The sequence below is a fragment of the Egicoccus sp. AB-alg2 genome, from assembly GCF_041821065.1.
Taxonomy (GTDB): Bacteria; Actinomycetota; Nitriliruptoria; order Nitriliruptorales; family Nitriliruptoraceae; genus Egicoccus.
Genome location: NZ_JBGUAX010000002.1, coordinates 294,798 through 311,471, shown reverse-complemented (window position 1 = coordinate 311,471; position 16,674 = coordinate 294,798). Strand labels below are relative to the sequence as shown.

15 protein-coding genes are annotated in these 16,674 nt (G+C 73.1%); 8 read left to right on the top strand and 7 right to left on the bottom strand.

Annotation, left to right across the window (positions count from 1 at the left end):
- Window positions 1–3 precede the first annotated feature (3 nt).
- Window positions 4–768: an MlaE family ABC transporter permease gene (locus ACERM0_RS04110; protein ID WP_373677243.1), complete on the bottom strand. Its 765-nt coding sequence runs from the start codon at window positions 766–768 to the stop codon at window positions 4–6.
- A 226-nt stretch (window positions 769–994) separates the two neighbouring features.
- On the opposite strand from ACERM0_RS04110, the gene ACERM0_RS04105 reads away from it, so the two are divergent.
- From ACERM0_RS04105 to ACERM0_RS04090, 4 genes are all read left to right on the top strand, one after another.
- Window positions 995–1,732, top strand: coding sequence for an IclR family transcriptional regulator (locus tag ACERM0_RS04105; RefSeq protein WP_373677242.1), 738 nt, complete (start codon window positions 995–997; stop codon window positions 1,730–1,732).
- Window positions 1,733–1,917: 185 nt separating this feature from the next.
- Window positions 1,918–3,129, top strand: a complete 1,212-nt coding sequence (locus ACERM0_RS04100; RefSeq protein WP_373677241.1) for a homogentisate 1,2-dioxygenase — start codon at window positions 1,918–1,920, stop codon at window positions 3,127–3,129.
- Between the two features lie 109 nt (window positions 3,130–3,238).
- Window positions 3,239–3,916, top strand: a complete 678-nt coding sequence (locus ACERM0_RS04095) for a ferritin-like fold-containing protein (protein ID WP_373677240.1) — start codon at window positions 3,239–3,241, stop codon at window positions 3,914–3,916.
- Window positions 3,917–4,008: 92 nt separating this feature from the next.
- The gene (locus ACERM0_RS04090) at window positions 4,009–5,139 is read left to right on the top strand and encodes a MalY/PatB family protein (protein WP_373677239.1); all 1,131 of its coding nucleotides are present in this window, start codon (window positions 4,009–4,011) and stop codon (window positions 5,137–5,139) included.
- An 8-nt stretch (window positions 5,140–5,147) separates the two neighbouring features.
- On the opposite strand, the gene ACERM0_RS04085 is transcribed toward ACERM0_RS04090, so the two are convergent.
- Both ACERM0_RS04085 and ACERM0_RS04080 read right to left on the bottom strand, forming a co-directional pair.
- Window positions 5,148–6,731 carry an L-aspartate oxidase gene (locus tag ACERM0_RS04085; protein WP_373677238.1) on the bottom strand — a complete coding sequence of 528 codons (1,584 nt, stop codon included), beginning with the start codon at window positions 6,729–6,731 and terminating at the stop codon, window positions 5,148–5,150.
- Complete coding sequence (locus ACERM0_RS04080; protein WP_373677236.1) at window positions 6,728–7,573, bottom strand: alpha/beta fold hydrolase; 846 nt, start codon at window positions 7,571–7,573, stop codon at window positions 6,728–6,730. The genes ACERM0_RS04085 and ACERM0_RS04080 overlap by 4 nt, the downstream gene beginning before the upstream one ends.
- 224 nt (window positions 7,574–7,797) lie before the next feature.
- Here ACERM0_RS04080 and npdG point away from each other — a divergent pair, with 224 nt between their 5' ends.
- Both npdG and ACERM0_RS04070 read left to right on the top strand, forming a co-directional pair.
- Window positions 7,798–8,457, top strand: coding sequence for an NADPH-dependent F420 reductase (npdG, locus tag ACERM0_RS04075; protein WP_373677235.1), 660 nt, complete (start codon window positions 7,798–7,800; stop codon window positions 8,455–8,457).
- Window positions 8,458–8,620: 163 nt separating this feature from the next.
- Window positions 8,621–10,105 (top strand): LVIVD repeat-containing protein, encoded by a 1,485-nt coding sequence (locus ACERM0_RS04070; RefSeq protein WP_373677234.1) that lies wholly within the window; start codon window positions 8,621–8,623, stop codon window positions 10,103–10,105.
- A 384-nt stretch (window positions 10,106–10,489) separates the two neighbouring features.
- Here ACERM0_RS04070 and ACERM0_RS04065 read toward each other — a convergent pair whose 3' ends face one another.
- From ACERM0_RS04065 to ACERM0_RS04050, 4 genes are all read right to left on the bottom strand, one after another.
- Window positions 10,490–12,304, bottom strand: coding sequence for a bifunctional UDP-sugar hydrolase/5'-nucleotidase (locus tag ACERM0_RS04065; protein ID WP_373677233.1), 1,815 nt, complete (start codon window positions 12,302–12,304; stop codon window positions 10,490–10,492).
- 185 nt (window positions 12,305–12,489) lie between these two features.
- Window positions 12,490–13,368 carry an aminotransferase class IV gene (locus ACERM0_RS04060; protein WP_373677232.1) on the bottom strand — a complete coding sequence of 293 codons (879 nt, stop codon included), beginning with the start codon at window positions 13,366–13,368 and terminating at the stop codon, window positions 12,490–12,492.
- Window positions 13,365–14,885 (bottom strand): aminodeoxychorismate synthase component I, encoded by a 1,521-nt coding sequence (gene pabB, locus ACERM0_RS04055; protein ID WP_373677231.1) that lies wholly within the window; start codon window positions 14,883–14,885, stop codon window positions 13,365–13,367. Before pabB ends, ACERM0_RS04060 begins: the two co-directional genes overlap by 4 nt.
- Window positions 14,882–15,124, bottom strand: coding sequence for a hypothetical protein (locus tag ACERM0_RS04050; RefSeq protein WP_373677230.1), 243 nt, complete (start codon window positions 15,122–15,124; stop codon window positions 14,882–14,884). Before ACERM0_RS04050 ends, pabB begins: the two co-directional genes overlap by 4 nt.
- 141 nt (window positions 15,125–15,265) lie before the next feature.
- Here ACERM0_RS04050 and ACERM0_RS04045 point away from each other — a divergent pair, with 141 nt between their 5' ends.
- On the top strand, window positions 15,266–15,811 hold the full coding sequence (locus tag ACERM0_RS04045) for a cob(I)yrinic acid a,c-diamide adenosyltransferase (RefSeq protein ID WP_373677229.1): 546 nt from the start codon (window positions 15,266–15,268) through the stop codon (window positions 15,809–15,811).
- A complete protein-coding gene (locus tag ACERM0_RS04040) occupies window positions 15,808–16,656 on the top strand; it encodes a helical backbone metal receptor (protein ID WP_373677228.1) in 849 nt (282 codons plus the stop codon). The genes ACERM0_RS04045 and ACERM0_RS04040 overlap by 4 nt, the downstream gene beginning before the upstream one ends.
- Window positions 16,657–16,674: the final 18 nt, after the last annotated feature.

Below are 16,674 nucleotides of genomic sequence, written 5' to 3'. Positions count from 1 at the left end.
GGCTCAGACCTTCGGCGGGACGAGCTGGAAGTACAGCGCCGTCAGCACGAAGTTCACGAAGAACAGCACGATGAAGGTCAGCACGACCGCACGGTTGACCGCGTCGCCGACCGCCTTGGGCCCGCCGTGGGCGCTGTAGCCGTACCAGCAGGAGATGGCCGCGGCGAGGTAGCCGAACAGGGTCGCCTTGATCATCGCCGACCACAGGTCGGGCAGGTGGGCGAGCTCGGTGAACGAGGAGAAGTAGGCCCCGCTGGTCCCGCCCTGGACCGGGACGGCCATCACCCAGCCGCCGAGGATGCCGGCGGCCGACACGAGCCCGTTGAGCAGCACGGCGACGAGGGCGGCGGCGAACAGCCGTGGCAGCACCAGGCGGTGCACCGGGTCGACGCCCATGACCTCCATGGCGTCGAGCTCGTTGCGGATGCGTCGTGAGCCGAGGTCGGCCGTCATGGCCGAGCCGCCGGCCCCGGCGATCAGCAGCGCCGTGGCGACCGGCGCGGCCTCGCGCACGATGCCGAGCACCATCGCCGCGCCGACCGAGCTCTCCGCGCCGAGCTGCCGGGCGAACGAGCCGACGTGCAGGGCGAGGATGACCCCGAACGGGATGGAGATCAGCACGACCGGGACCATCGTGACCTTGGCGATGAACCAGCACTGCTGGACGAATTCGCCGAACGGGAAGCCCCTGCGCACCGCGAACATGCCGTCGACGCCCATCGACGCGACGCCGCCGAGCTGTTGCACACCCGCCTTCACGCTGGGCATCCGGTCCTCCCGAGTCGTGCATCGCAACGAGCCGGTGGCGGGTCGGTGACGGCGTCGTGACGGACCGCGCGGACGGGGCACGGACGGCTCCCCGCCCATTCGGTCGCCACAGCGCTTGACCGTGCGCGGGTCGCGCAGCACACTCGCCAACCGCGACAACGCACTCGGGTGTGCGGAACGCGTCCCCCCAGGGTTCTTTGGCCCCCGACGAACAAGGATCCGACACGTGGCACCGGACGACGACGACGACAAGCGCGGCCGCCGTTCCAGCGGGTCACGCACCCTCGCCCGCGGGCTGGCGCTGCTGAACGCGCTCGGTGAGCACAGCGACGGCGCGACCGTCTCGGGTCTGGCGGAGTCCACCGGCCTGGACCGGGCAGTGCTGTACCGGTTGCTGGACACGCTGACCGGCGAGGGCTTCGTCACACGTGACCCGGAGACGCGCAAGTACCGCCTCGGGCTCTCGATGCTGGAGTTGGGGGTCCGGGCCGCGCAGGGACTGGAGGTCCGGCGCCTGGCCGGGCCGCCGCTCCGGGCGTTGTCCGAGGACACCAACGAGACGGCCTGCCTTGCCGTGCGCGACCGCGACGACCTCGTCGTCGTCGAGGTGATCGAACCCGGCGACCGGTTCGTGCAGGTCAACTACCGGATCGGGTTCCGCCACCCGCTGGGGGTCGCGGCCCACGGCAAGGCGCTGCTGGCGTTCCTGCCGGAGGGGGCCCGCAACCCGGAACTCCAGCCGGTGCGCCAGCGCGGTGTCGCCTACACCCGCGACGAGTTGGAGCCGGGCGCGTCGGGGGTCGCGGCGCCCGTCTTCGACCACACCGGTCGGGCGGTCGCGGCGGTCGGGATCGTCGCGCCGACGGCGCGGCTGCCGGAACCCGAGTCGATCGCCCTGCGGGTGCTGCGCAGCGCCCGCGAGATCTCCGAGCGACTGGGCTGGCGCCCGCGGCGGGCCACCTGACCGACACGTCATCCTCCCGGCGGGGCGGGCGGCGTCCAGCCCACCGCGGCGTCCCGCCCCGGCCGCGCCGGCCCGGTGGCTGGTCCGTCCGGCTGGTCGCTACGCGCACGGGCCGTGGCTCGACGTCCGCGCGGCGACCAGCATGCTCTTTCGGCCGGGTTCTCCCCGGTGGGAGGGCGAACGAGATGACGAGCTACCACCGGTTCGGGACGGTGCCACCGAAGCGGCACACCCAGCTGTGGCACGAGGGGCGGCTGCTGGTCGAGGAAGTGATCGGCCTCGAGGGCTTCGACGGTCCCTCCTCGACGCTCTACCACCTGCACCAGCCGATGCAGCTGCGCCAGGTCGGCACCTTCCGGCCGCTGGCCCGCGACGAGTGGCAGCCCGACCACCACCTCCACCACCACTTCGACAGCCGCGAGCTCGCGCCCGGGGGCGACGCGCTGACCGCGCGTCGGCTCCTGGCCTTCAACGACGACCTCGAGGTCTGGTTGTCGCGCCCGGACCGGGCCATGGTCGGCTGGTACCGCAACGGCGAGGCCGACGAACTGGTCTTCGTCCACGAGGGCGCCGGCACCTTCGAGACCGTGCTCGGCGACCTCCCGTACCGCGACGGCGATTACGTGGTGGTCCCGCGCGGGGTGACCTACCGCGTGGTGCCGTCCGGACCGGGGCCGCAGCGCCACCTCGTCCTCGTCTCCAGCGGTCTCGTCGAGGTCCCGGCCCGCTACCGCAACGGCTACGGACAGCTGCTGGAGCACGCGCCGTACTGCCAGCGCGACCTGCACGTCCCGGCGAACCTGCGCACGGTCGACGAGGAGGGCGACTACACGGTCACGCTGCGCATCCGCGGGGGGCTGCAGGACTACGTGGTCCCGTTCCACCCCTGCGACGTGGTCGGCTGGGACGGCTACCTGTATCCGTGGACGCTCAACATCCACGACCTCGAACCGCTGGCCAAGCAGATCCACCCGCCGCCGCCCGTGCACCAGACGTTCGAGGGTCGCGGGTTCATGGTGTGCTCGTTCGTGCCGCGGCCGGTCGACTGGCATCCCGAGGCCGTCCCGATCCCGTACAGCCACGCCAACCTCAACTCCGAGGAGCTCATCTACTACGTGGCCGGCTCGTTCGGGTCCCGCAAGGGCATCGACGTCGCCTCGCTGACGCTGCACCCGTCGGGCCTGACCCACGGCCCACAGCCGGGCGTCGCCGAGGCCAGCCTCGGCTCGACACACACCGACGAGGTCGCGGTCATGATCGACGCGTTCCGGCCGTTGCGTCTGACCGCGCTGGCGCGGGAGCTCGACCGCCCCGACTACGCCTGGTCGTGGACGCCGACGGTGCACCTGGACCAGGCGGCCGACCCGGCCGTGCCCACGCCCGGTCCGCTGGCCTGACCGGCCGGGGACGGACTGGCTTCGTCACCGGGGCCACGCCGGGTCGGCGCCCCGCCAGGTGTCTACGCTGGCCGGTCCTGGGGCCGCGGACACGGCAGGAGTGGCGACGGTGTCGGAGGAAGTGGAGCTCGCGACGGTCGAGGTGTTGGGCGCGCTCGCGTACGGGCAGCTGCGCTCGTTCCAGGTCACGGCCCGCGCGGTCGGTCACGCGCCCGACGCCCGCACCGCCGACGAGTTGGCGGAGCTCGCCGTCCGCGAGCACGCCGGTTACGTGCTGCTGCGTGACACGCTGGCCAGCCACACGGACCTGCCCGGCGCGGTGATGGACCGGCAGAAGCCCCACTTCGACGCCTACTTCGACCGTGTGCCGATGGACGACTGGTTCAGCGCCTGCGCCTTCTTCGCCCTGGGCCTGCCGATCGCGGCGGACTTCAGCCGTGAACTGGCACCGTCGCTCGACCGCGAGACGGGGATGGTGCTGGTCGCCTCCCTGGCCGACCGCGGCCCGTTCGAGCGTTTCGCGACCGCTCACCTCCGCGAACAACTGGTCGACGACACGGCCTGCGAACGCGCCCGCCAGCTGGTCGCCAACGTCCTCGGACGCGCGCTGCAGGGCTTCCAGGGCATCGTGTCGGACACGGACGCGCTGAAGGTGATCCTCGCCAGCGGTGCCGACGACGGCGAGACCGGCGAGACGCGGGTCAAGCGGCTGGCGATCGGCGTCATGCAGGGCCACCACCGTCGCATGATCGAGCTGGGCCTCGAGGACCTCGAGGAGATCACCTGACGGCCATTGGCGTGGACCGCGGCGTCCGCGCCCGGCCCGGCCCCCCCGAAACCGCCCGTCGCCTGCCGCCGCCCGCCCGTCGAGGAGCCCGCGTGGACCCGCTCGAGTCGTTCACCCTCGAGGAGTTGCGCCAGCGCCGCAGCGTGAAGTGGCGGACGTACCCGCCCGACGTGCTGCCCCTGTGGGTCGCGGAGATGGACGCGGCCCTGGCCGAGCCCGTCGCCCGTGTGCTGTCCGACGCCGTCGCGCGCAGCGACACCGGCTATCCGGCGGGCGACGGCTACCAGCACGCGATGGCCGACTTCGCGCGACGGCGCTGGGGCTGGGACGTGCCCGTCACACGGATGGCGCTGATGCCGGACGTCATGCGCGGCGCCATGGAGCTCGTGCGGCTCGTGACCGCGCCCGGCGCGCCGGTGATCGTGAACCCGCCCGTGTACCCGCCGTTCTACGCCTACCTGCGCCACGCCGAACGCACGGTCGTCGAGGTGCCGCTGGACGTCGACGGTCGTCTCGACCTCCGCGCCGTCGACGACGCGATGGCGGAACTCGCCGGGCGGTCGGCGGCCTACCTGCTGTGCAACCCGCAGAACCCGACGGGCACCGTCCACCGGCGTGAGGAGCTGGCCGCCGTCGCGGCTTCCGCGTCGCGCCACGGGGTGCGGGTCGTCGTCGACGAGATCCACGCGCCGCTGGTGCTGTCCGGGGCCGACTTCGTGCCCTACCTGACCGTGCCCGGCAGCGAGGACGCCTTCTCGCTGCTGTCGGCCTCCAAGGGCTGGAACCTGCCCGGGCTCAAGGCGGCCGTCGCGGTCGCCGGGCCGGCCGCGGCGGCACAGCTCGCCAGCCTGCCGGTCGAGGTGGCGCACGGCGCGACGCACTTCGGGGTGCTGTCCCACACCGCGGCGCTGCGTGACGGCGAGGACTGGCTCGACGCCGTGGTGGCCTCAGTGACCGAGCGGCGGGCACGGCTCGGCGACCTGCTGGCACGGCATCTGCCGGACGTGCGGTGGCGCCCCGGCGAGGCGACCTACCTCGCCTGGCTCGACTGCCGTGGACTCGGGCTCGACCGTGACCCGGCCGACCACTTCCTGGCGGCCGGGGTGGCGGTCGTCGACGGCCGGGACTTCGGCACGGGCGGCGAGGGCCACGTCCGGCTCAACTTCGCCACCTCGACGTCGATCCTCGAGGAAGCCGTGCACCGGATGGCGGCCAGCCTCTGACGGCCGGGTCAGCCGGTCACGTGCTCGAGGTGGACGTCGGCCCAGGCCGGGTCGGGCGCCGGGAAGTCGTCGCGCCAGTGGCCGCCGCGTGACTCCGTGCGCAGCCGTGCGGCGCGCACCAGCACCCGCGACACCCGCAGGGCGTGCCACAACTCGACTTCGTCGTCGGCCGCGCCGGGACGGTGCAGGTCGGCCGACAGGGCCTCGAGTTCGGTCGCGACGGTGGCCAGCCCCGCCTCGGTGCGCACGGGCCCCGCGCCCTCGAGCATGGCGGTCCGCAGCCGCTCGCGCAGCGCCTGCGCGGGGACGGGCGCATGGTCCGCGAGTCGGGGAGGTTCGCCCAGTTCCCCGTGGCGGCCGGGCAGTTCGGCCGCGAGGGCCGTGGCCGCACGCGCGCCGAACACCAGCGCCTCGGTCAGGGAGTTGCCCGCCATCCGGTTGGCACCGTGGACGCCGGTCGAGGCCACCTCGCCGGCGGCATAGAGGCCGTGCAGCGAGGTGCGTCCGTCGAGGTCCGTGCGGACGCCGCCGACCTGGTAGTGGGCGGCCGGCGTGACCGGCACCCGTTCGGTCACCAGGTCGAAGCCGTACCGGCGGGCGCCGGCGAGCACGGTCGGGAACTCGTGCGCGAACGCCTGCTCCGACAGGTGCGTGGCATCGAGCCAGGCGGTGCCGTCGGGCTGGTCGAGGATCGCCTTGGCGACGACGTGGCGCGGTGCGAGCTCCGCGTCGGGATGGCGGTCGACGAGGAACCGTTCGCCGTCGGAGCCGTGCAGGGTGGCACCCGCGCCGCGGAGGGCCTCGGTCAGCAGGAACCGCCACGTCCCGGCGACGGCCAGCCCGGTGGGGTGGAACTGCACGAACTCCAGGTCACGCACGGCGGCGCCGGCCGCCATCGCCAGCGAGACGCCGTCCGCGGTCGCATGGGCGGGGTTGGTGGTGGCGGCGAACAGGCCGCCACAGCCGCCGGTGGCCAGCAGCACCGCCCGCGCCTCGACGGCCAGCAGCCGGCCGTCGGCGAGGACCCACAACCCGGTGACGCGCCGGGCCTCGTCCTGGGCCAGCGCCACGACGATGCCCGGAAGGCGCGAGACCTTCGGGGCGGCCGCGGCCCGCAGGACCCGCACCAGCTCGGCGCCGGTCGCGTCGGCGCGGTGCACCGAGCGGGGCACCCGCTGTCCGCCCTCGCGCGCGAGGTCGAGGTGCGCCGGGTCGTCGGAGGTGACCTCGCCCGGGACCCGGTCGAAGGCCGCGCCGAGGTGCAGCAGTTCGCGCACGTGACCGGGCGCCTCACGGGCCAGCACGGCGACGGCGACCGGATCGCACAGGCCGTCGCCGGCGAGCAGCGTGTCCTGTGCGTGCAGCTCGGGGCTGTCGTCGGCGCCGATCGCGACCGCCAGGCCACCCTGCGCCCAGGGCGACGAGCCGGAGTCGCCGCCCGGCACGCCCTTGTCCACCACGACCACGTCGAGGTGGTCGGGCAGCCGGCTGGCGGCGTAGAGACCGGCGACGCCCGCACCGACGATCACGACGTCGGCGCGGACCCGGTCGTCCACGATGTTGGGCGGGGGAGGGGGTGCGGAGATCGTCATGAGGCTCGCGTGCGTTCGGAGAGGGTGCGCCGGACCGTGAGGGAGTTCGTCAGCAACTCCCCGAACCCGTCCGGGTCGGCGAGCAGCCAGGAGTGGCCGGCGTCGGTCACGATGTCGCCCGGTGCGCCCGCCGCGTCGCACATCGCCAGGAAGGTCGCCTCCGGGACCACCTTGTCGGCCGAGCCCCACAGGATCGTCACCGGCAGGCCGCGCGCGGCCAGGGTGGCGAGTTCCTCGCGCAGGTCGGCGTTGCGGGCCAGTTCGCCGGCCCGCCACACCGCCGCGGGGTTGGTGACGGCGTTGCCGACGAGATCGCGCAGCACCACCGGCAGCACCCGCCGGTAGTCGCGCCGCCCGAACTCGCGGGGCAGGCGGAGCCCCCAGTCCCACAGCGGTCGCTCGGCCAGCAGCCGGTCGGCGCGTCCGCCGGTCTTCCACACCGAGCCGCCGATGGAGTTCACGAGCGTCAGCGACCGGGCGCGCTCGGGGTGGTACCAGGCCGTCGCGGTCGCCACGCCACCGCCGAACGAGTGCCCGACCAGCGCGGCCGGTTCCTCGACGCCCGCGTGGTCGAGCAGGTCGTCGACCCAGTTGGCCAGCTTCTCGAAGGTGTACTCGCCCGGCAGGGCGTCGCTGCGGCCGAAGCCGGGCAGGGCCGGCGCGAGCACCCGCCAGCCGCTGGCGGCGATGCCTGGCAGGGCGCGGGCGTAGGAACGGGCCGACAGGCCCCAGCCGTGCAGGAAGACCAGCGGCGGGCCGTCACCGGCCTCGCCGTAGACGGCGACGCGGCCCTCCAACGTCGTTCGGTGCCAGCGCAACTGAGCGTCGGGGGAGCTCGTCACCTGCCCTCCGTTGCCGCTGGACGAGACGACGGGGCGGTCACCGGCCGCCCCGTGACGGTCCCGGCGAGGAACCACCGCGGACCGCGACGGAGTCTAGCGGCGCCGCATGCGAGGCCCGGGTGCGGGTTTGCGGGGCCGGGCTGCGGCACGTGGGGCCCGGGTGCGGCATGCGGGCGGCTGGTGTGGCAGCCTGCGCCGGCGCGTCGGAACTCGAGGAGGTCAGCGTGGAGGTCGGGATCGTCGGTGGCACCGGGGCCCTCGGCCGCGGTCTGGCGCGCCGCTGGCTGGTGGCGGGCGTCGACGTGCGGCTCGGATCGCGGGACGCGTCGCGCGGGCAGGCGGCGGCCGACGAGCTGCGCGCAGAGCTGCCGGACGCCGCCGGACAGGTCGTCGGCGTCGACAACCTGGGCGCCTGCGAAGCGCCGGTGGTCGTGCTGGCCGTCCCGTACGAGGGGCTGGATGCGGTGCTGGAGCCGCTGGCCCCGGCCGTCGAGGGCCGGATCGTCGTGAGCGCCGTCAACCCCCTGGCCTTCGACGCACACGGTCCCTACAACGAACCCGTCGCCGAAGGCAGTGTCGCGCAGGCCTGCGCCGCCAGGCTGCCGGGCGCCCGGATGACCGCCGCGTTCCACAGCGTCTCGTCGACCGCACTCAAGCGCCTCGACACGCCGCTCGAGGACGATGTCCCGGTGTTCGGCGACGACACCGAGGCCGTCGACGCCGTGGCGACGTTGGCGAACCGGATCGACGGGGTGCGGTCGTATCCGGCCGGCGCGCTGCGGCTCGCCGCGCCGCTCGAGGGGCTGACAGCGGTGATCATCGCCGTGAACAAGCGCCACAAGGCTCACGTCGGCCTGCGCCTCAGCCGCCTCACCCCCCGCTGAACCGGCTCACCGCGCGCCTCGGGTCTCCGTCACCATGGCCCTGCGGGCGTGGCACGAAAGAGCGGGCCCGGAATGGCCACGTGCGGTATGCGCCTTTCGGACTGATCCTGTCGCTCGGGCGGCTTGACTCGGCCGGTCACTGTCATCGGCGAACGAGGCACCCATGCCGTCCAGATCCATTGGCCGCGTCCACCGCTACCTGCTGTTGGTGGCAGCGGTGGCCTTCACCCTCACGGTCACGCCGCTGCTGCACGCCCACGAGCTGGCGTGTGCACACGACACCAGTTTCTTCGCCTGCAACCCGGCCGCCGCCCACCTCGGCCCCGGCGACACCATGGACAAGGGTGACGCCGCCGCCGACTTCGACCCCGACGCAGAGCCCGGTGAACCAGGGCCCATGCCCGCGATGGCAGCCGACGCCGGGGAGTTCGTGACGCTCGGTAACTACGACCCCCAGAACTCGATCGCCGACGTGTGGGCGCACAAGCGGGTCGCGTACCTCGCGAGCTGGCGCGCGGGCTGCCGGTCCAGCGGCGTCGAAGCCGTCAGTCTGCGCGACCCGGCGAACCCGACGCCGCTGTCCCGATTCGCCGACGCCGAGAGCAACCCGGAGCTGGCCGGCACCTGGACCGAGAAGGTGATCGTCCAGCGCGTCAACACCCGCCATTTCCGCGGTGACCTCGCGGCCGTCTCGTTCCAGCCCTGTTCGCTCAGCTCGGACGCCTTCCGTGGGTTCGGCGTCTATGACGTCTCCGACCCCACCGACCCGGTGGAGCTGGCGCTCGTGCCGACGGACAGCCCGTACGGCGTTCACGAGCTCTGGCTGGAGGCGCGCCCGAACGCCGCCTACGTCTACACCGCCGCCATCTACGCGGAGTACGCCACACGGGGAGCCGAGAAGGACTTCATGGTCTTCGACGTCTCCGAGCCGGGCGAGCCGGTGCGGATCTCCGAGTGGGGGATCACCGAGGAACTCGGCATCGACATCTTCGACGGCAAGGGCCTGAACTTCGTGCACTCCGTCATCGGCGACGGGCGTCGCGCCTACCTGTCGTACTGGGACATGGGGACCGTGATCCTCGATCTCCGTGACCCCGCCAACCCCGTGTACGAGGGCAACACCGGCGACCTGTACCGCCCCGAGGACGAGGGCAACGCCCATTCCGCCTGGTTGGCGCAGGGCGGCAACGTCCTCATCCAGACCGAGGAGGACTTCTCCGTCGCGCCCCAGTACGACGCCGATGGCGAACTCGTCCGCGAGCAGGCGTGGGGCTATCCGCGCTTCTACGACATCTCGAACCCGACCGAGCCGGTGCATCTGGCCGACTTCGAGCTGCCGACGACGCGCCAGCTCCCGCCGCCCGGGCCGAACGACTACACGGTCCACGACCCGAAGGTGCGCGGCAACACGGTGTTCTTCTCGTGGTACGCCGAGGGCATCGTCGCCGTGGACATCGCCGGGATCCGCAACGGCGGGGAGCCGACCTTCGTCGCCCAGTGGAAGACGCCGACGCCGAACCCGAACCCGATCGGGCCAGGCGAGCGACCGGGCAACGACACCAGCGTCTGGGGCGTGGCGCTCGACGGTGACCTGGTCCTCGCCTCGGACCGGAACTCCGGGCTCTACGTGTTGCGCCTGCAACGCTAGACCGCCGCGGGAGGGGCGACGGCGCCCGTCGCCCCTCCCGTCATCCGAGGTCGTCTCCCGAATCGGCCTGCAGCGCGTTCAAGGGCGCGTTCGGCGGGCAACTCGCCCTTGGACGCGGTGCACCGCCGCGTGCAGCATCGACAGTGTCTGCGGAATGCAGCAGGGTCGGCGCGAGCAGGTGATGGGTGGGTGCTATCTCGCTCTCCTGGGCGACGAGGTGCAGCACCGTGGAGACGTGGAGAACGAAACGGCCCACTCGGCTTCCCCGGTTCGGTAGCGACGCGCGACGCCAGACGCGGACACCGGCGGGGGACGTGAAACCGTCGAGAAACGGTGGCGGGGTGGCCACCGAAGGCCACCCCGCCGACCGTCACGTGCTTCGGCTCAGTCGAGCGGCGTGCCGTCGTGGACCAGACGCCAGGAGTCCTCGAAGATCTCCTCGGGGTCGATGACACCGACGTCGGACACGTAGTCGATGATCAGCTGCCGGACCTCGCGCTGCTCGTCGAGGAGCACCGGCGCGGTCGTGACGTGCGGGAACCCGCCGCCGCCCGACTGGCGGTAGTTGTTGATGGCGACCGCGAAGCGCTGCTCCGGGTCGAGCGGCGCACCCTCGAACTGCAGGTTCTGGATGCGCTCGCCGACCGGCTTGGCGACGTCGACGTCGTAGGTCAGCCCACCGATGATGTCGTAGTTGTAGTGCGGCTCGTTGTTGGCCTGGAGGATGGTCTCCGGGTCGACCGGCCAGCTCGACGGCGTCTGGAAGTACTTCGCGGAGTACTCCAGGAAGTCGGCGATCTGGGCGCCGGTGAGTTCGACCGCCAGCAGCGTGTTGTCGTAGATGTAGGCGCTGGCGACGTTGCGGATCGTCACCTGGCCGGCCGGGATGAAGGCGTCGCGGGTGAACGGCGCCGCGATCGACAGCACCGGCAGGTCCGGGCCGCCGAGCGCCTCGAGCCGGGCCTCGACCTCACCGATCTGCGCGGTGTGGATGAGGTCCATGATCGGGGTGTCGCGGTAGACCGACTCGCGACTCGACCACTCGCCGGTCGAGGTCCCGATCGGCGTGTTGACGTAGGCGACCGTCGTCTCGTGCGCCTCGCGGGTGAGGTCGAGGATCGCCGGGTCCGGGGCGACGCTGGTCGCGTTGCGCACGTGCGAGCCCTTGTGCGCGACGGTCCACTGACCGCGCTCGAGGCGCAGCGTGAAGTCCATCACGGACAGCTGGCGGCCGTGCTGCTGGGGCTGGGTGACCAGCACCTGCTCGCCGGTGACGTCGTTCGCAATGAAGCGCTCGGGGATCGACACGTGCGTGTGCCCGACCAGGATCGCGTCGAGGCCGGCGACCTCCTGGGCCAGCTCGGTGGCGGCGTTCTCCAGCGGCAGCTCCGGGCCGTAGCTGGAACGGCTGGTCAGCCCGGAGTGGGCAACGGCGACGACCAGGTCGGTCTTGCGCGCCAGTTCGGGTACGAAGCGCTTGGCCGACTCGACGATGTCACCGAACTCGAGCACACCCTCGACGTGGCGCTGGTCCCAGATGGCGACGCCCGGCGGGGTGAACCCGATGATGCCGACGTCGACGGGCTTGTGGCCCGGCACGTTGACGCGGCGGATGGTGTAGGGCTCGTAGGCCGGGTCCTGCGTGCCGTGGTGGTAGGTGTTGGCCGACAGCAGCGGGAAGTCGGCCTGCTCGATGAAGCCGTCGAGGAAGTCCAGCCCGTAGTTGAACTCGTGGTTGCCGACCGACGTCGCGTCGAAGCCCATGTGGTTCATGGCGGCCGCGATCGGGTTGTCGGTCATGCCGGTGTCGCGCTCGACCTCGGCGTAGTAGTACGCGAGCTGGTTGCCCTGCAGGAAGTCACCGTTGTCCAGCAGCAGGGTGCGCTCGGCGCCGCGCTCGGCACGGACCTCGTTGACGAGCGTCGAGAGGTGCGCGAGACCGCGGGCGCTGGAGAACGGCGCGTCCGCGAAGTAGTCCCAGTCCCAGACATGACCGTGGATGTCGGTCGTGCCCATGATGGTCAGTTCGAAGGTCTTGGCGTCGTGACCGGGGGTGCCAGCGGGCTTGGCCTGGGCGAGCCCGCTGGTGGCCAGGGTCAATGACAACAGCAGGACGAGCAGCAGGGTGGCACGGGAACCGCGCCGGATGCCGCCCGCCCCCGGCTCCGGGCACAGCCCGGTGGAGGTGTGCGTCGACAAGGGATGCCCTCTTCGTCGAGATTCGTGACGGGGGCGGACGGCGCCGCCTCTCCGACCGGCGTCGCCGGGCACTGCTCGCCCCCGTGCTTCCGGACCGGAAGCGCGCGGAGTGTAGACAGGCGTCCACTCGTCGCGCGTCCACGGCCGACGAACGCCGGACCGCGCGCGGGTCGACCCGCGGGAACTCAGCGGGCGGCGGCGCGCTCGTCGGCCACGGCCTGCCGGTAGCCGGCGACCAGCCGGGCGGTCAGCGGCCCCGGGCGTCCGTCGCCCAGCGGCCGCCCGTCCACCGCGACCAGGGGCACCACCTCGCGGGTCGTCGCCGTCAGGAACGCCTCGTCGGCAGCAGCCAGCCCGTCGGCCGTCAGCGTCCGGGCCTCCACCGGGATGCCGAACCGTTCGGCGACCTCCAGGACGACCTGCCGGGTCACGCCGGCGAGCAGGCCCGCGTCCGTCGGCGGGGTGACGAGGACCCCGTCGACCACGGCGAACAGGTTCGAGCTGGCCCCTTCGAGGACCTCGCCGGACGGGCTGGTCAAAAGGGCCTCGTCGGCGCCTTCCTCGCGGGCGCGGCGCTTGGCCGTCACGGCCACCAGGTAGGAGACCGCCTTCACGTGCGGCAGCTCCCGCGCCATCGGGACCGTGATCGCCCGCAGGCCCACCTCGGTGCGTCGCGGGTCCAGCTGCAGCCGGTGCGAGGTGACCACGATCGTCGGCTCGCCGACGGCTCGGCCGGGGAACGGCGAGTCCGGTTCGATGCTGCCGGCCGAGACCGTCAGACGGAGCGCGCTGTCCTGACCGTCGAGGGCGTCGAGGTTGGCGCGCGCCGTGTCGGCGACCGCCGCACACAGCACGTCGCGAGGGCCGGGCGAGAAGCCGAGCTCGGCGGCACCGGCGATGGCCCGGTCCACGTGACCGGCGAGGCGGAAGACGTGGTCGCCGTAGGCCCGGAAGGTCTCGAAGACCCCCTCGCCGTTCCGGAAGCCGCGGTCGAAGACGGACACGGTCGCCTGCTCGGCCGGCATCAGACGACCGCCGATCCACACCTGCAGGGAAGCGCTCATCGCGGCTCCGTGCGTCCGTGGCCGGCGACGGCCGGCGAGCCGGGCCCGCCGCCGTCCGGCCGCCGGGCCCCGACGGCCCGCAGGAACGCGGCGGCCTTGTCGAAGCTCTCCCGACGCTCGTCGTCCGGGTCGGAGTCCGCCACGATCCCGCCGCCCGCGCCGTAGTCGACCTGCCCGCCCGGGTGCAGGGTGGCGGTCCGGATCGCGACGGACAGGCGCGCCGCCCCCGGTGAGAGGAAGCCGACCGCGCCGCAGTACCAGCCGCGGCGGGCCTGCTCCAGCCGTTCGATGATGCGCATCGCCGCGATCTTCGGCGCGCCGGTGATCGAGCCGCACGGGAACGTGGCACGGAGCAGGTCGCCGTAACCGACGTCGGCGCGTAGGTCGCCGACCACCGTGGAAACCAGGTGCCAGACGGTGGGATGTGCCTCGACGACGGCCAGCTCGGGCACCTGCACGCTGCCGTCACGGCACACGCGCCCGAGGTCGTTGCGCTCGAGGTCGACGACCATGACGTTCTCCGCCCGGTCCTTGTCGGAGGTGGCCAGGTCGTCGGCGAGCGCGGCGTCGAGGTCGGGGTCGGGCGCGCGCGGCCGCGTGCCCTTGATCGGCCTGGTCATGACCCGGGAACCGTCGACGGCGAGGAACGTCTCCGGGGAGATGGAGGCCACGCCGATCGCAGGAATGGCGGCCGCGAACGGCGCGGGCGACTCATGCCGCAGCGCGCGGTACAGGCGCCACAGGTCGTGCGGCCAGCGGCTGGTGAGGCGCTGGGTCAGGTTGACCTGGAACACGTCGCCAGCGGCGATGTGTTCCAACACGGCACGCACGGCGGCGAGATGGGCGTCGCGGTGGAGGCTGGTGGTCAACGCGACGTCGGTCGTGGGGGACACCGCGGTCGCGGGGGAGGGCGGCGAGGTCCCGGGCGGCGTGGTCGTGGGGCGGGAGCGGGTGTCCAGCCGGCGGCACACCTCGCGGACCTCGGCCTCGGCGCGGCCGCGGCGGAGCAGGTCGCGGCCGACCACCACCACGCGGTCACGGGCGGGCGGGACGGCGACCACGACTTCGGTCAACTGCAGCCACAGGGCCGGGCTGCCGCGGTCGTCCGCCAGTCGCCGGGGCAGGTCCTCGATCCGGTGGCCCAGGTCGTAGGACAGCGCACCGACGAAACCGCCGGTGAAGGCGGGCAGGCCCGGCGTCGTCGGACGTGGGTCGGTGGGTCGAATCCCCAGGCGCTCGCACCACGCGTCCACCGCCGTGAAGGGATCCGCTCCCGCGTCGTGCACGCCACCTTCGCCGTCGACGAACCACGTACGGCTGCCGTCGTCGACCAGCCGGGCGGTGGACGGCGGCACCACGTAGGACCAGCCGTCACCGTCGCCCGACTCCAGCAGGGCGGCGGCCTGACACCGCTCGACCAGCGTGTCGAGGTCCACGGTGCCGTCGGCGAGTCGCGGCGGACGCGGCACCTCGGCGTACCGCAGCTCGTCCTCCCTGCCCACGGCCGTGTCGCTCACGTCGTGGACGGCACGCCGTACTTGCGCCGGAACGACGCGTCGTCGAGCGTGTCGAGGTCCTCCTCGAGCTGGCGCTCGAACGCGTCCGCCTGCGCGTGGTCGGAGAACGTCTGGGCCCACACGAGCGCGCCGGTGCCGGCGACCTGGAGCTGCACGTCGTACATCTCCGCGCCGTCGTAGCCACCGCGCCGCCGGGTCAGGACACGGAAGTCCCGGCGGGGCGAACGATCCGTGGCCACGGCGTCTCCAGCGATGGGGGAGCGGAACCTACCGGCTTGGTCAGGCGGCCCACAACGCGCCGAGCGGCCGGCCGTCGGCAGGGGCCGCCGGTCCCGCGTGGCTACGCTCGGCGGCCGGGCGACGAGCGAACGAGACGAAGCTTGAAGGTCTACACCAAGCGCGGCGACGACGGCACGACCGGGCTGCTCTACGGCGGTCGGGTCGACAAGGACGACCTGCGCACGACCGCCTACGGCACCGTCGACGAGACCTGCAGTGCGCTGGGGCTGGCCCGGGCCGAGCTGACGGGCCACCTCCACGACCTCGTGCTGGAGGTCCAGCGCGAACTGTTCGTCGTCGGGGCGCAGCTGGCGACGCTGGTGGAGCACTGGGAGCGCCTGCAGCCCGGCCTGAGCCGCGTGGACGACGCGATGGTCGACGCCCTGGACGGCCGGATCGACGCGTGTGTGGAACGGCATCCGCTGCCACAGGAGTTCGTGGTGCCGGGCGGATCGCGTGCCGCCGCGGCACTCGACCTCGCCCGGACGGTGTGCCGCCGGGCCGAACGGCACGTGGTGGCCATGCGGCGTGCCGGGCAGCTGCCCGACGACGCACCGCTGCGCTACCTCAACCGGTGCGCCGACTACCTGTACGTGCTGGCCAGGGAGGTCGAGGGCACGCACACCTCGTCACGGGCCGACCGATGAGCACGACGATCCTGCGCGAGGTCGTCGACGACCTGGGCGCCACCGTCGGCGTCCCGGACGCCCCCGAGCGGCTGGTCAGCCTGGTGCCGAGCCTGTCGGAGGTGCTGTGGTGGTGGCAGCTCGCCGACCGGCTCGTGGCCGTCACCGACTGGTGCGTGGCACCACCATCGGCCTTTCCCACGGCGCAGCGGGTCCGCGGCACGAAGAACCCCGACGTTCGCGCCATCGTCGCGGCCGCACCCGACCTCGTGGTCGCCAACGAGGAGGAGAACCGCGAGCTCGACGTGCGGCGCCTGCGTGAGGCCGGTATCGCGGTCTACGTGACCCGGGTGCGCACCGTGGACGACGCCGCCGACGCCCTGGCCCGGCTTGGCGCCGTACTGGGGGTCGGGCGCGCCGGCGCCGGCAGCGCCCAGACGATCCGGCGCGCGCTGGACCAGCTGCCCGCCCCGCGATGCCGGCTGACGGCTTTCTGCCCGGTCTGGCGCGACGGCGTCCCGGCGGACGGCCGGGCCGGGGACGAGCGGTGGTGGGCGCTCGGGCGCGACACGTTCGGTGGCGACCTCCTGACCCGGTGCGGCTTCGACGTGGTGCCCTCTGCACCGGACGGCCGCTACCCCCGCCACCGGCTGTCGGAGGTCGCCGCGCTGGACCCCGAGGTGGTGCTGCTGCCGGACGAGCCCTACGCCTTCGGACAGGACGACCGTGCCGTGTTCGACGACTGGTCCGCGCGCACGCGGCTGGTCGACGGCACCGCCCTGTCGTGGTGGGGGCCGCGCACGCCACACGCGCTCGGCGACCTGGCCCGGCTCGCCCGTCAGCTCACCTCCCGCCGCAACCGGTGACGAAGCGTGCGGCCGGTG

Coding starts and splice junctions, on each gene's coding strand:
- ACERM0_RS04110 (WP_373677243.1), bottom strand. CDS start 768: ATGCCCAGCGTGAAGGCGGGTGTGCAACAGCTCGGCGGCGTCGCGTCG.
- ACERM0_RS04100 (WP_373677241.1), top strand. CDS start 1,918: ATGACGAGCTACCACCGGTTCGGGACGGTGCCACCGAAGCGGCACACC.
- ACERM0_RS04085 (WP_373677238.1), bottom strand. CDS start 6,731: ATGACGATCTCCGCACCCCCTCCCCCGCCCAACATCGTGGACGACCGG.
- ACERM0_RS04070 (WP_373677234.1), top strand. CDS start 8,621: ATGCCGTCCAGATCCATTGGCCGCGTCCACCGCTACCTGCTGTTGGTG.
- ACERM0_RS04060 (WP_373677232.1), bottom strand. CDS start 13,368: ATGAGCGCTTCCCTGCAGGTGTGGATCGGCGGTCGTCTGATGCCGGCC.
- ACERM0_RS04040 (WP_373677228.1), top strand. CDS start 15,808: ATGAGCACGACGATCCTGCGCGAGGTCGTCGACGACCTGGGCGCCACC.